The sequence below is a fragment of the Albimonas sp. genome, from assembly GCF_055129145.1.
On record NZ_JBSRTQ010000128.1, the window covers coordinates 1 to 12,619 of the forward strand.

Genomic DNA, 12,619 nt, shown 5'->3' on the forward strand with positions numbered 1-12,619 from the left:
GCCCCCGCGCGTCAGCCCGCCCCCGCCGCGCGTCAACCCGCGACGATCCCGGCCTCGCCGCCGCGCCCGCCCGCGACGCCGGACGCGCAACCCTCGCTGCCGCTCGCCGACACCCAGGACAAGCCCCCTGCCCCGGGCGCCCGCGACTGGTCGGTGCTGGCGCGGGCGCTGGATTTCCCCAAGGACGAACGCGACGAGGCCGGGTTCGCCGCGCTGGAGATCGCCACCCGCGACCGCCCGATGGCCGAGCTGCTGCAGGCCGCCGAGGACGCGCTGACCATCCTCGCCCAGCACGGGATCTACATGGAGGATCTCGAGGTCCGCCACGCCCCGCCCGCGCTCTGGCTCCGCTTCGCGCGTGGCGAGCGGGGGGTGGACCTGACCTCGGTCGGCGGCGTGACTTCGGAGACGATGGTCGACACCGTGCGCCGGATGATGAAGGCGGACCCGGTGTTCCGCGACACGGTCATGCACCTGATGCGCCGCTTCGATTCCGTCCTGCGCCTCGCCGCCGCGGAGCCGCGGGGCGAGGGCAGGCTGGTCGATCTGGCCGACAGCCGCACCGGCCGCGCCTTCATGCTGGTCGCCCAGGCCGTCGGCGCGTTCGATTAGCTCCGGGCGACTGGGGGCCTCAGGCGACGGCGCTCAGTCCGCGCGCAGCTGATCGCGGCCGTGGGGCGCGTCGAAGTCCAGATCGGGGCCCAGGGGCACGATCCGGTGCGGGTTGATCGACTCGTGGCTGTAGTGGTAATGGCGCTTGATGTGGTCGAGATGCACCGTCCCCGCCACGCCCGGCCACTGGTAGAGTTCGCGCAAGTAGCCCGACAGATGCGGATAATCCACGATCCGCCGGATGTTGCACTTGAAGTGCCCGTAATAGGCCGCGTCGAAGCGGATCAGGGTCACGAACAGCCGCCAGTCGGCCTCGGTCACCCGCGCGCCCATCAGAAAACGGCGTGAGCTCAGCCGCTTTTCCAGCCAGTCCAGCGTATCGAACAGCGGGCGCACCGCGTCCTCATAAGCCTCCTGCGTCGTCGCGAAGCCGGATTTGTAGACGCCGTTGTTGAGCGTGTCGTAGATCCGCGCATTCACCGGCTCGATGGCCCGGCGCAGTTCTTGGGGGTGGAAGTCCTGGCGGTCGCCGGTCAGCCCGTCGAAGGCGGAATTGAACATGCGCAGGATCTCGGCGCTTTCGTTCGAGACGATCTTGCCCTGGGCCTTGTCCCACAGCACCGGCACCGTCACCCGGCCGGAAACCTCGGGGTCGGCCTCGATATAGACCTCGCGCAGGAAATCATGGCCGGCGCGCAGGTCGCCGGTGGCGCCGGGGAAATCGGTGGCGAAGGTCCAGCCCTCCGACAGCATGTCGGGATGCACCGCCGAAACGTCGATCAGATCCTCCAACCCCTTGATCGCGCGCAGGATCAGCGTGCGATGCGCCCAGGGGCAGGCATAGGAGACATAAAGGTGATAGCGACCCGCCTCGGCCTTGAACCCGCCCTCGCCCGACGGCCCGGGCGCGCCATCCGGCGTCACCCAGTTGCGGAACGAGGTCTCGGAGCGGACGAACTTGCCGCCGGTCTTCTCCGTGTCATAGCCCTGATCGTGCCAGACGCCGTCCACCAACAGTCCCATGTCGCGCTCCCTCAGATCCGTGATGGGCCTAACCTAGCGCGCAGGGACGCGAGCGCTACCGCGCTTGCCGGGATGGATTGTCCACGAAAACGCGACGAAGGCTCAACCCTGGCGCAGCTCGGGGCGCGCGGCCTCGACGGCGCGGACCAGTTGGGCGAGCGCGCGGGCCGCATCGTAATCGGTGTCAGCGAAGGCCACGATGCGGGCGAGCCGCAGCTCGGCGCGGATCGAGGCGGTGGCGGGGTCGACCAGCACCTCCACCAGCGCCGCGCGGATCCGCGCCCGGTCGCCCGAAGCGGTGAGCGCCGAGGTCACATAGGGCGGCGCCGGGGCGGGACGGGTCCAGCCGAGCACGACGAGCTCCGCCGCCGCCGGCTCGAACCGCTGCGCCATGTCCCAGCAGAGCGCGTCGATGGCGGCGGCCTCGGCCCGGCCCTCGGCCACCGCGACGACGGACGCGCGATGCGCGCCGGTCCACAGCACTTCGCCGATGGACGCGGGCTCCATCGCGTCGATCAGCGCGGCCCAGCCCGACAGGCTGTCGGACCCGTTGGCGGCGAAGCGCCCGCCGCGCAGCGCATCGAGATCCGCGGCCCCGCCCCGGCGCGCCACGATGGCGGAGGCGTAGCGGCCGGCGCCGCAACCGTCGACCTCATAGGTCGGCGTGCAGATCAGGCGCGTGGCGCGCGCCGCGCCGGCGACAAGCGGCAGGCCGCAGACCTGGGAGAACAGCAACCCCGGATCGGCCCAGTGCGCGGCGGCGGGGGCGTCGCGGTCCAGCGCCTCAGGCGCCGGCAGGCCGACGTCGCGCAGCCGGGCGCCGAGCGCCGCCCATAACGCATCGGTGGCGTCGCGCAGTTCCGGCCAGTCATAGAGCGGCAGGGAGGCGAGGCCCGCGGCGGATGCGCCCGGCGTCATGCGGCGCGCCTTGCGCAGGCGCTGGACGGCACGGCCGCGCGCCCGCCCACCGCGCGACGGCGACGGAGTGCGGACGGAGAGGCGAGGCGCATCGCGCGAAGGGTGCCGTAGAGGAACATCAGCTGCCAGAAGGTCCCGTTTGCTCCGCAGGGCTGCGGGGTTCGGGCGGACGTTCCGCCCCGTGTTCGAAAAGGGCGCGCGGAACGTTCGGCGCCGACGCCGGATGGGCGACGCTCCAGAGGTAAAGCAATGGCGTCGCTCCGCAACCCCCTGCCGCGGCCGCAAGGCGCGGCGGGAGGATGCGGGGATGCGGGACGGCTCAGGTCTCGGGCGCGTGACCCGCCAGCGCGCGAAGCGTCTCGACCCGGTCCGCCTCCGCCGCCGGCTTGTCCCAGCGGATGCGCTTGATCCGCGGGAAACGCATGGCGACGCCGGAACGATGCCGGCGCGAGATCTGCACCGCGTCGAAGGCGACCTCGAGCACCAATTCCGGCGTCACGGCGCGGACCGGGCCGAAACGCTCGGTCATATGGGCGCGGACCCAGCGGTCGAGCGCGACCAGCTCCTCGTCGGTGAACCCCGAATAGGCTTTTCCCACCGGGGCAAGGCGGGGGGCGTCGCCGTCGGGGTCCTCCTCCCAGCAGCCGAAGGTGAAATCGGAATAGTAGGAGGACCGCCGCCCGTGCCCGCGCTGGGCGTACATCAGCACGCAATCGGCGCTGAGCGGGTCGCGCTTCCACTTCCACCACGGGCCCACCGGGCGGCCCGCCGCGTAGGGCGCGTCGCGGCGCTTGACCATCAGCCCCTCCTGCCCTTCCGCGCGCTGCGCGTCGCGGATCGCGGCGAGCGTCGGCCAGTCGGCGAAGGGCAGGTCCGGCGACAGGTCCATGCGGGCGGGCCGGGTCGCGGCGAACCAGTCGAAAAGCCGGGCGCGGCGGCCCTCCAGCGGCAGGTCGCGCAGGTCGCGGGTCCCGTCATGGAGGAGGTCATAGGCGCGGATATGGGCGGGCGCCTCGGTCAGCATCTTCGCCGTGACCCGCTTGCGGCCGAGCCGGGCCTGAAGTTCGGCGAAGGGGCGCACCTCGCCGTCGGCGAGGATCAGCAGCTCGCCGTCCACGCAACCCTGCCAGTCCATCGCGTCGAGCAGGTCGGGGAAGGCGGGGGCCAGATCCTCGCCGGCGCGGGAATAGAGGCGCCGGCCGGTGGCGGTCGCCGCGGCCTGCACGCGGATGCCGTCCCACTTGATCTCCGCGATATGCTCGGCGGGGACGAGGGTCGCGAAGCGCTCGGCCTCCAGCGGATTGGCGAGCATCATCGGGCGGAAGGCGAGCGAGAGGTCGGCGTCGGGCTCGGGCCCGCCCTCAAGCCAGGCGAAAAGCTCGGCATAGGGGGGGGCGAGGACGAACCACAGCTCCTCGATCCGGGCGAGCGGCCGGCCGAATTCCTCGGCGAGCGCGGTGCGCGCCATGCGGGCGGAGACGCCGACCCGCATCCCCCCCGCGCAAAGCTTGATCAGCGCGAAGCGGGCGGAGGGGTCGAGCCGGTCGAAAAGGGCGTCGAGCAGCGCGGGCCGGGCGGCGCGGCCGGCGGCGCGCAGGCTGTCGACGGTTTCGGCGAGGCCGGGGGGCGGCCCGGGGGGCGTCGCCGGTTCGGGCCAGATCAGCGCGACGGTCTCGGCCAGGTCGCCCACGAAATCATGGGACAGCGCGAAGAGCCGCGGGTCGACGCGGGCCTGCGCCACGCCGCGGATCACCGAGGGCGTGAGGCTCGGCATCTCCAGCGTGCCGGCGAGGGCCGCCAGCGCATAGCCGCGGTCCGGATCGGGGGTGTCGCGGAAATAATCGCGCAGCAGCGCGAGCTTGCGGGTGCGGCGCGGGGTGAAGACCAGCGCCTCCAGCAGATCGGCGAAGGCGCGCACGGGCTACATCGCCTCTTCTTCGCCCCGCCCGATCAGCGCGAGCGGGCGGGCGTCGAGCCCCTGGTCGGCGCACCAGAGGCACAGCGCCTCCTCGGCGCCATGGGTGACCCAGATGGTGCCGGCGCCGGTTTCGGTGATGGTGGCGGTCAGCTCGTCCCAGTCGGCGTGGTCGGAGACGACCAGCGGCAGCTCGACGCCCCGCTGCTTGGCGCGCTGGCGGACGCGCATCCAGCCCGAGGCGGCGCAGATCACCGGGTCGGGGAGTTTGCGCGCCCAGCGGTCGTTGAGGGCGGAGGGCGGGGCGAGCACGATTTCGCCGGCCAGTTCCGCGCCCTGCCCGCGCACGGTTTCGAGGGGCCCGAGCGGGATGCCGAGCCGTTCGTAGACGTTGCAGAGGCCGACCAGCGCGCCATGCAGGTAAATGGTCCGGTCCCAGCCGGCGCGACGCAGCTCGGCGATCAACCGCTGGGCCTTGCCGAGCGCATAGGCGCCGATGGCGTGGCAGCGGGCGGGCTGGGCGCGGACCGAGGCGAGAAGGCGGGCGATCTCGTCCTTGACGGGCGGGTGGCGGAAGACGGGCAGGCCGAAGGTGGCTTCGGTGACGAAGAGGTCGCATTCGACGGGTTCGAACGGGGCGCAGGTGGGGTCGGGGGCGCGCTTGTAGTCGCCGGAGACCACGGCCCGGGCGCCGCCGGCCTCGATCACCACCTGGGCGGAGCCGAGCACATGGCCGGCGGGGACCAGAGTGATGGTCGCGTCGCCGATCCGCATCGGCTGGCCCGCGGGCAGCGCCTGGGTGGCGGCGAAGGCGGTGCGGCCATAGCGGGCCTCGGCGATGGCGACGGTTTCGGGGGTGGCGAGCAGGGCGCGGGAGCCGGGTCGGCAATGATTGCCATGGCCATGGGTGACGATGGCGCGGTCGACCGGGCGCACCGGGTCGATGAAGGCGCCGGCGGGCGGGCACCAGAGCCCCTGCGGGCGAAGGGCGAGGAGATCGGTGGCCTTCATGCCTGGGAAAATGGCGCGGCAGGTCGGCCGCGGCAAGGGAGGCGATCCGATCCCGCCTGTTCGCGCCGCGCTGCAGCGTTCCGAAGCGCCGCGTCAGCCGCCCGCCAGCCGGGGCGGACCGCCCGCGGCGCGCTGGGCTCGGGCGCCCGGCGGGGCCGAGGCAGGCGGCGAGGGCGTGCCGTTTCGGGGAGCGCTGCGCGAGTCGACTGGTCCGGCCGGACGCTTCCGGGCGGGGCGCCGGAGAGCCGTCGGCCCGTGACCTGGCTGACATGTCGACGGACGAGCCATCGCTTTGGCCAACCAGCCCCACCGATGCTTCGTGGGGCGCCGTGGGTCAGTTCTTGGCGGATCGCATCCAGGCGCCCCCCGGGGTCGCGGTTGGACCCACAAGACGGCTACTGGACGATGAATTCCGCATGCAGCGCGCCGGCGGCCTTGATGGTCTTGAGGATGTCGATCATGTCGCGCGGGGTCACGCCCAGCGCGTTCAGACCCTCGACCAGCTGCGACAGGGTCACGGTGTTGTCGATCACCGCCAGCCCCGTGCCCGGCGCCTCGTCGATCGCCGCATCGGTGCGGGGCACCACGATGGTTTCGCCCTGCGGCGCGAAGGGATTGGGCTGCGAGACCACCGGCGTTTCCTGGATGCGCAGGGTCAGGTTGCCCTGGCTGATGGCGATCCGCGACACCCGCACGTCATCGCCGAGCACGATGGTGCCCGAACGTTGGTCGACCACCACCCGGGCCTTGCGCGAGGGAGCGATCTCCAGGTTCTCCAGCGCGCTGATCAGCCGGGCCGGAGACATGCGGGACCGCGGCACGTCGATCTCGACGGTGCCCGAGTCCAGCATGCTGGCCAACGGAGTGTCGGCCAGCGTGTTGATCGTGTCGGCGATCCGCGCCGCGGTGGTGAAGTCAGGGTCGCGCAGCGCCAGGCGCATGCGGCCCATCTGGCTGAAATCGAACTGAATCTCACGCTCCACCCGGGCGCCATTGGGAATGCCGCCGGCAGTGGGCACGCCTTGGGTGACCGTGGCGCCTTCGCCCTCGGCGGTGATGCCGCCGGCGATGATCGAGCCCTGCGCCACCGCGTAGATCTCCCCGTCCGCGGCGTTCAGCGGCGTCATGATCAGGGTGCCGCCCAGCAGGCTCTTGGCGTCGCCTATGGCCGAAACGGTCACGTCGATCTGCCCCCCCGCACGGGCGAAGGGGGGCAGCACGCCGGTGACCAGCACCGCGGCGACGTTGTTGGGACGGAACTGCTCCCCGGAGACGTTGATGCCGAGCCTTTCCAGCAGGTTGACCAGCGCCTCCTCGGTGAAGGGCGAGTTGCGCAGCCCGTCGCCGGTGCCGTTCAGCCCGACCACGAGGCCGTAGCCGACGAGATCGTTGCCGCGCACCCCGTCGAATTCGACCAGGTCCTTGAGCCGGACGCGGATCGCGCCCTCCGGCGCCTCCATCACCGACAGCGCCGCGCGGCCCTGGTCGGCGGCGGCGCGGAGCGGGGCGAAGACGGCCGCCACGACCAGCGCCAGGCAGGCCAGCACGAAGGCCAGCGAGGTCCAGGCCCGGATGCGTGCGGCCGGGTCGTCAGGGAAACCGATCATCGCAGGAAGTCGACCAGCGACAGCTGCGACATGCGGGCGGTCACCGCGAACACCCGTTCAAGCTGTTGCTCCACCGCCTGGAATTCGGTCGCCGCGTCGTAGGGATCGCGCGCGGTGGCGTCGTTCCAGGCGATGTCGAGCGCGTCGCGGCGGGCGGAGATGCGCACCGCCGCTTCCTCCAGCCGTTGCTCGGACAGGCCGAGCTGGGCGCGGGACTGCACGATCTGCTCGCGTGCGTCCAGCGTGATCGTCGCCGCCCGTTCCAGCAGGTCCGGTTCGGCGGAGGCGGGGCCGGCATAGCCGGCGCGCACCGTCGCCGCGGCGAGCGCCAGGCCCTTGAGCAAGGTCCGCACCTCCGGATCGTCGGCGCGGCGGGAGATGGCGACCGAGGCGCCTTCGTCGATGGTGGCCCGCGGCGCATCCTCCGCGGCGCCCAGGAAGCGGGCCGTGAAGCCGCCGGTGGGGTCGTCGAAATAAAAATCCACCTGCGCGATGGCATCGGCGGCGTCCACGGCCCCGGCGAGCAGGGTCGAGATGTCGTCGAGGATATCGTCGGCCGGGGCCAGCGCCGGCTGATCGACGGCGGCCCCCGAGAACAGGGACCGGCCGCCGAACCGGGCGTTCAGGTTCTGCACCGCCGAACGGAACGCGTCCTCGGCCCCCGCCGCGTGCAGGCGCGCGCTGTTCAGGTCGCCGATCGCAAGCGAGGCGGTCAGCTCCAGACCCAGCTCCTCGGCGAGGTCGCCGAGCCCGCCCATGACCGCCTGGGTCAGCGAGATCCGGCCCTGGGAGAGGCTCACGCCTTCGGTTTCGCGCGTCGCCCGGGCCTGCGAGGCCTCGATGGCCAGCAACCGGCGCGGATCGTGCCCGGACGCGGCGAACAGGTCGTCGCGCCGGCCCGTGGTCAGCTCGCGGCCCGTGCGTTCCAGCGCGGCGCGGACCTGGCCCGCGTCGCGCTGCAGGCGCAGCGTGGAGGCGAGGTCTGGAAGCGGGGAGGTCATCATGTTCGGTCTCCCGTCAGGAATGGGGCGCGGCGGATCAGGGGGTGCGGCATGATCAGATCTGCAGCAGGCGCTTGAGGAGGCCATCCACCGTCTCGATCACGCGGGCGTTGGCCGTATAGGCGTGCTCGACCAGCAGCAGGTCCGACATCTCCTTGTCGGTGTCGACGCCGGTGACCGCGGCCTCGGCCTCCTGCAGCAGCGAGAACCGGCCCTCCGAGAAGGCGGCGCTTGACTCGCGATCGGCGCGGGCCTGGGCGCGGGCGGCGGCGGCGGTCTGCACCAGGTCGAGAAACCCGAAATCGCCGGTGAACCCGGCCCCCGCCGGCGCCGTTCTGGAGCCAGACAAGGCCGCCATCAGCGCGCGGGGCAGCGTGTCGAGCCCGACCGGCCCCTGCGCCGCGGCGTTGATGCCGTCACGCAGCCGCCAGGCGTCGCCGCCCTGCTGGGGATCGATCGCCGCGTTCAGCGCGATGCGGCCGGCGAGGCCCACCACGTCGAGCGCGTCGAAAACGCCGCCCTCGTCGGTGAAGATCCCGGGGTCGCCCACCGCGAGCGTCGGATCCACCGCGGGATCCTCGTAGCGCAGGATCAGATCCTCGGCGAGCGCATCCAGCTGGTCCTGCGCCGCCGGGGCCAGCACGTCGCGGATCGCGAACTGCGCGCCCAGCGCGCCGCCGTCCAGCCGCCCGCCGCCGGTTCCCGTGGCGATCGGGTCGCCGTCGAGCGTCAGCCCCGACAGCGCGCCCGAGGCGAGGGTCATGTCCGCCGTGATCTGCCCGGTCGGGGCGAAACCCAGCTGGAACGTCCGCCCCTCGAGCAGGATGGCGCCTCCGGGCGTGTAGAGCGCGATCTTGCCGTTGTCCCGCGCGGCGATGCGCACCGGGATCAGGGACGAGATGCGGTCGATCTCGCGCGACCGGTCCTCCTCCAGCGCCGCGGAGCTGCGGCCCGAGTTGGTGATCCGCTCGATCTCCGAATTCAGGGTTTCGATCGATTCCAGCGCGCTGTTGATGTCGCTCACCATCCGGCCGATGGAGGCGTCCGCGTCCATCCGCACGCGCTGCATGTCGTCGGTGGCCACGTTCAGGGCGCTGACCAGACTGCGCGCCGCCGCCGCCGCGTCGGTCTGCAGCGCGGCGCTTTCGGGCGAATCCGCCAGCCGGGCCAGGGCCGTCTCCCAGGTCAAGCCCCGCGCCGACAGCGAGCCGGGGTCGTCGATCCCGCCCACGGCGTCGAGCAGCCGCGCCTCGGCCGAGGACAGGGCCGCGTTCTCCCCGCTCGACGCCTCGGCCCGGCGGCGGTCGGCGGTGGCCCGCGGGTCCGTGGCCCTTGTGATGGCGGTCACGGACACGCCCTGGCCTTCGCCCGCCAGCGACTGCGCGGCGGTGGACACGCTGCGCCGCGCATAGCCCGGCGTCAGCGCGTTGGCCACGTTGTCCGAGATCACCTGCGCCCGCCGGGAAGTGGCGGTCAGGCCCGAAAGGGCGTTGTTGAGGGCGGCGGACATGCTCATGGCGTGGTCTCGTCAGGTCCGGTTCCAGGGGTCTCCGGGCGGGGCGCCGCCCGGAGGGATCAGCGCGTCAGCGCTTGATGTTGGTGGTTTCCTGCAGCATCTCGTCGACCGTCTGCACCACCTTGGCGTTGGACGAATAGGCGCGCTGGGTCTCGATCAGCGAGGTCAGCTCTCCGGCGATGTCGGTGGTCGACTGCTCCAGCGCGTAGCCGGTGAGGTCGCCGGCGGGGCCGGAGCCGCTGTCCCACAGATAGAACGGACCGCTCTCCGGCGTGATCGAGAAGGTCTGGCCGTTCTGCACCGAGAGGCCGTCGAAATTGGGCACGTCCACGATCGGCACCTGGTAGAGGCGGCGAGTGAACCCGGTGTCGTAGATCGCGCTCAGATAGCCGTCGGAGTCGAACGAGAGGCTGGTCTGAATGCCGGCCCGGTTGCCGTTCTTGCGGATCGAGGACGGCGCGAATTCGGCCGAGAGCTGGGTGAGCGAGGAGCCCGGCCCGATCTCCCCCAAGGTGACGTCGATCGGCCCGCCGTCCACGTCGAGCTGCACGATCCCCGTGGCCGGGACATAGGCGTTGCCGGAGACGGTGGCCACCGACAGCAGTGCGCCGCCGCTGCCGCGCGTCGCATCGAAGACCAGCGTGTACTCGGCGATCGGGTTCGACGCGGGCGCGGTGGCGCTGTCGTCGAAGCTCAGCGTCCAGGTGTTCGAGGCGCCGGAGGCCGGCACCGTGGGCGTGAAGGACGCGGTCAGCGTCTGCGAGGCGCCGAAATTGTCGAAATACTCGATCGGCACGCTGAGCACGTCGCCCGACGCGCCGGCCTGCGAATCCTCGGCCGGCAGGTTGACGCCGAGCTCCATCTCGGTGGTGGGCGAGGCCACGAACTTGCCCGAGTCGATCGAGATCGCCTCCATCCCCGTGATCGAATCGCGCAGCTGGGTGATGACGTTGCCATCGGCGTCCAGCGGCCAGCCCATCAGGGCGAAGCCCGAGGCCGAGACCAGATTGCCGTTCTCGTCGGGCGAGAAGGAGTCGGTCGGCTTGAGCCGCAGCTCCGGGTTGGCGGCCCCCAGCGCCGCGACGGGCGTCACCGGCAGCATCCCGCGCCCGACCACGGCCAGGTCGAGCGCGTTGTCGGTGGTCACGATGGAGCCCTGGGCCGAGATCTCCCGCGACGCCTTGGCGGTCACGCCGCCGGCGGTGTATTTGCCGTTGCCCGACGACACGACCAGCGTGGCGAAATCGGTGTCGGCGCGCTTGTAGCCATAGGTCCCGGCATTCGAGATGTTGTCCGAGATGGTCGCCAGCTTGCTCGAGTTCACATTCAGCCCGGCGACGCTGGCGTTGAGCGCGGAGGTGATGGTCATCGCTAGTCCTTCAGGTTCGGTCCGGCGGCGCCGGCTCCACGTTCTGCGGAACTCCGCGGCGCGGGGCCGTCGGAGCGGTCTCTGATTCCGGGACGGACGAGGGCGCCCCCCCGATCGGGTCCCGCATCCGGCCCGCGAGTCGTCAAGCGCGACGCGGCGGGCCCGGACATGAAAATCGGCTGGGGACTCTTACCCGGCGGTAAATGCGGGGCGGCGGGATAGCGCGCATTCTAGACATGCCGGGTGGGGGAGGGCTTCGAGCGCCGCGGCGTGGGGCCGTGTTCGCCGGCCCATGACGGGAACGAACAGCGCGCCACGCACAAAGCGCGCGTCGTCGGCGAGACGCGCGCCTGTCCGTTATTCGCTTCTTGCGGCGGCGCCCGCGGGCGCAACCCGGAATATCGGCCGATATCGCCGGCCGGATCGATCGTGATGGCGGCGGGGCTTAACCCGTCTTGAAGACAACGGATGCCGCCGCGGTTCAGGCCGAAGCCCGAACCGCGGGCGGTCAATCCCGGCGAGCGCCGCCCGGTCGCTCGCCCGCCCTCGGACGGCCGGCAGGCTTGCGCCCGCGGTTCAGGTAAGGGCGCCGAGATGGGTCTCGATGGCGACGCGCATGTCGGCCACCGAAAACGGCTTGGCCACGAAATGGTCGACGGTGTCGACCGCCGCCTGATCGCGATAGGCGTCGGAGGTGGCCAGGAACACCGGCGTCGCCTTGAACACCGGATGCTCCTTGATCTTCTTGGCCAGTTCGACGCCGGTCAGGCCCGGCATGTTGAGGTCGGAGATGACCACGTCGAATTTCTTGGTCATCATGGCCTCGAGCGCCTGGTCTCCGGCGGCGGCGAGGGTCACGTCGACCACGCCGAGGCGCTTCAGGCACTGTCGCGCCAGGCCTCGCATGGTCTGCTGGTCATCAACGACCAGGACCTTCAGGGATTTGGCTGCGGGCATTTCAGGTCTCCTCAGGTTCCCAAAGCAGCGCGCCGGGACGGCGCGCTGCGGGCGAAATCACAGATTCGGGCGGCGAGCCGGTCGAGATCGTGCTCTTCCTCCACCGCGCCCAGCTCGCGGGCGGCGCGGGGCATTCCGTAGACCACGCAGGTCCGCTCGGATTGACCGAGCGTGGCGGCGCCGGCGCCGCGCATCGCGCGAAGTCCGGCGGCGCCATCGCGGCCCATGCCGGTCAGGATCACCCCGACCGCGCCTGGACCGGCGGCCCGGGCCACCGAGCCGAACAGCACGTCGACCGACGGGCAGTGGCCGGTGACCGGGGCGGAATCTCCTAGACGAGTGACCAGCCGGCGACCGCCGGCCAGCACCTCCAAGTGCCGGTTGCCGGGGGCGATGCGGACCATTCCGGTGGCCAGCGGTTCCGCGTCCCGGGCCTCCGCGACGTCGCGGCCGAGCTTGTCGCACAGCCGCCGGGCGAAGCGGTCGGTGTAGCCCTCCGGCATGTGCTGGGTGATCACCACCGGCGGCAGATCGTGGGGCAGCCCCTCCAGCAGCTCGGCCAGCGCGCCGACCCCTCCGGTGGAGGAGCCGATCGCGATCAGCGCACGCTTCCAGCTGCTGGGACGCATCGGTTCGGGGGCCGCCACCGGCGGCTCCGGCGCGGCCCGGCCGACGGCCGTCGGCGCGACC

The 12,619-nt window shown here is 71.9% G+C and carries 10 protein-coding genes and 1 pseudogene; 1 reads left to right on the top strand and 10 read right to left on the bottom strand.

Features of this window, described 5'->3' with window-relative positions; all coding sequences use genetic code 11:
• A pseudogene (locus tag ACTB72_RS16770) lies at window positions 1–612 on the top strand (hypothetical protein); the annotation flags it as partial.
• 33 nt (window positions 613–645) lie between these two features.
• Here the strand turns inward: ACTB72_RS16770 and ACTB72_RS16775 are convergent.
• From ACTB72_RS16775 to ACTB72_RS16820, 10 genes are all read right to left on the bottom strand, one after another.
• A complete protein-coding gene (locus ACTB72_RS16775) occupies window positions 646–1,635 on the bottom strand; it encodes a glutathione S-transferase family protein (protein ID WP_463038156.1) in 990 nt (329 codons plus the stop codon).
• A gap of 102 nt (window positions 1,636–1,737) precedes the next feature.
• Complete coding sequence (locus ACTB72_RS16780) at window positions 1,738–2,553, bottom strand: phosphate/phosphite/phosphonate ABC transporter substrate-binding protein (RefSeq protein WP_463038157.1); 816 nt, start codon at window positions 2,551–2,553, stop codon at window positions 1,738–1,740.
• A gap of 319 nt (window positions 2,554–2,872) precedes the next feature.
• Window positions 2,873–4,471 (bottom strand): cisplatin damage response ATP-dependent DNA ligase, encoded by a 1,599-nt coding sequence (locus ACTB72_RS16785; RefSeq protein ID WP_463038158.1) that lies wholly within the window; start codon window positions 4,469–4,471, stop codon window positions 2,873–2,875.
• Window positions 4,472–4,474: 3 nt separating this feature from the next.
• Window positions 4,475–5,479, bottom strand: coding sequence for a ligase-associated DNA damage response exonuclease (locus ACTB72_RS16790; protein WP_463038159.1), 1,005 nt, complete (start codon window positions 5,477–5,479; stop codon window positions 4,475–4,477).
• Between the two features lie 395 nt (window positions 5,480–5,874).
• On the bottom strand, window positions 5,875–6,939 hold the full coding sequence (locus ACTB72_RS16795; RefSeq protein ID WP_463038165.1) for a flagellar basal body P-ring protein FlgI: 1,065 nt from the start codon (window positions 6,937–6,939) through the stop codon (window positions 5,875–5,877).
• Window positions 6,940–7,082: 143 nt separating this feature from the next.
• Window positions 7,083–8,087: a flagellin gene (locus ACTB72_RS16800; protein WP_463038160.1), complete on the bottom strand. Its 1,005-nt coding sequence runs from the start codon at window positions 8,085–8,087 to the stop codon at window positions 7,083–7,085.
• A gap of 55 nt (window positions 8,088–8,142) precedes the next feature.
• Window positions 8,143–9,603, bottom strand: a complete 1,461-nt coding sequence (gene flgK / locus ACTB72_RS16805) for a flagellar hook-associated protein FlgK (protein ID WP_463038161.1) — start codon at window positions 9,601–9,603, stop codon at window positions 8,143–8,145.
• Between the two features lie 67 nt (window positions 9,604–9,670).
• On the bottom strand, window positions 9,671–10,972 hold the full coding sequence (locus ACTB72_RS16810) for a flagellar hook protein FlgE (protein ID WP_463038162.1): 1,302 nt from the start codon (window positions 10,970–10,972) through the stop codon (window positions 9,671–9,673).
• Window positions 10,973–11,548: 576 nt separating this feature from the next.
• Entirely contained in the window at window positions 11,549–11,929 is a 381-nt protein-coding gene (locus tag ACTB72_RS16815; protein ID WP_463038163.1) for a response regulator, read from the bottom strand.
• Between the two features lie 11 nt (window positions 11,930–11,940).
• The coding region (locus ACTB72_RS16820) for a CheB methylesterase domain-containing protein (RefSeq protein WP_463038164.1) at window positions 11,941–12,619 on the bottom strand (679 nt) is incomplete at its 5' end.

Coding starts and splice junctions, on each gene's coding strand:
- ACTB72_RS16775 (WP_463038156.1), bottom strand. CDS start 1,635: ATGGGACTGTTGGTGGACGGCGTCTGGCACGATCAGGGCTATGACACG.
- ACTB72_RS16780 (WP_463038157.1), bottom strand. CDS start 2,553: ATGACGCCGGGCGCATCCGCCGCGGGCCTCGCCTCCCTGCCGCTCTAT.
- ACTB72_RS16790 (WP_463038159.1), bottom strand. CDS start 5,479: ATGAAGGCCACCGATCTCCTCGCCCTTCGCCCGCAGGGGCTCTGGTGC.
- ACTB72_RS16795 (WP_463038165.1), bottom strand. CDS start 6,939: ATGGAGGCGCCGGAGGGCGCGATCCGCGTCCGGCTCAAGGACCTGGTC.
- ACTB72_RS16800 (WP_463038160.1), bottom strand. CDS start 8,087: ATGACCTCCCCGCTTCCAGACCTCGCCTCCACGCTGCGCCTGCAGCGC.
- flgK (WP_463038161.1), bottom strand. CDS start 9,603: ATGAGCATGTCCGCCGCCCTCAACAACGCCCTTTCGGGCCTGACCGCC.
- ACTB72_RS16810 (WP_463038162.1), bottom strand. CDS start 10,972: ATGACCATCACCTCCGCGCTCAACGCCAGCGTCGCCGGGCTGAATGTG.
- ACTB72_RS16815 (WP_463038163.1), bottom strand. CDS start 11,929: ATGCCCGCAGCCAAATCCCTGAAGGTCCTGGTCGTTGATGACCAGCAG.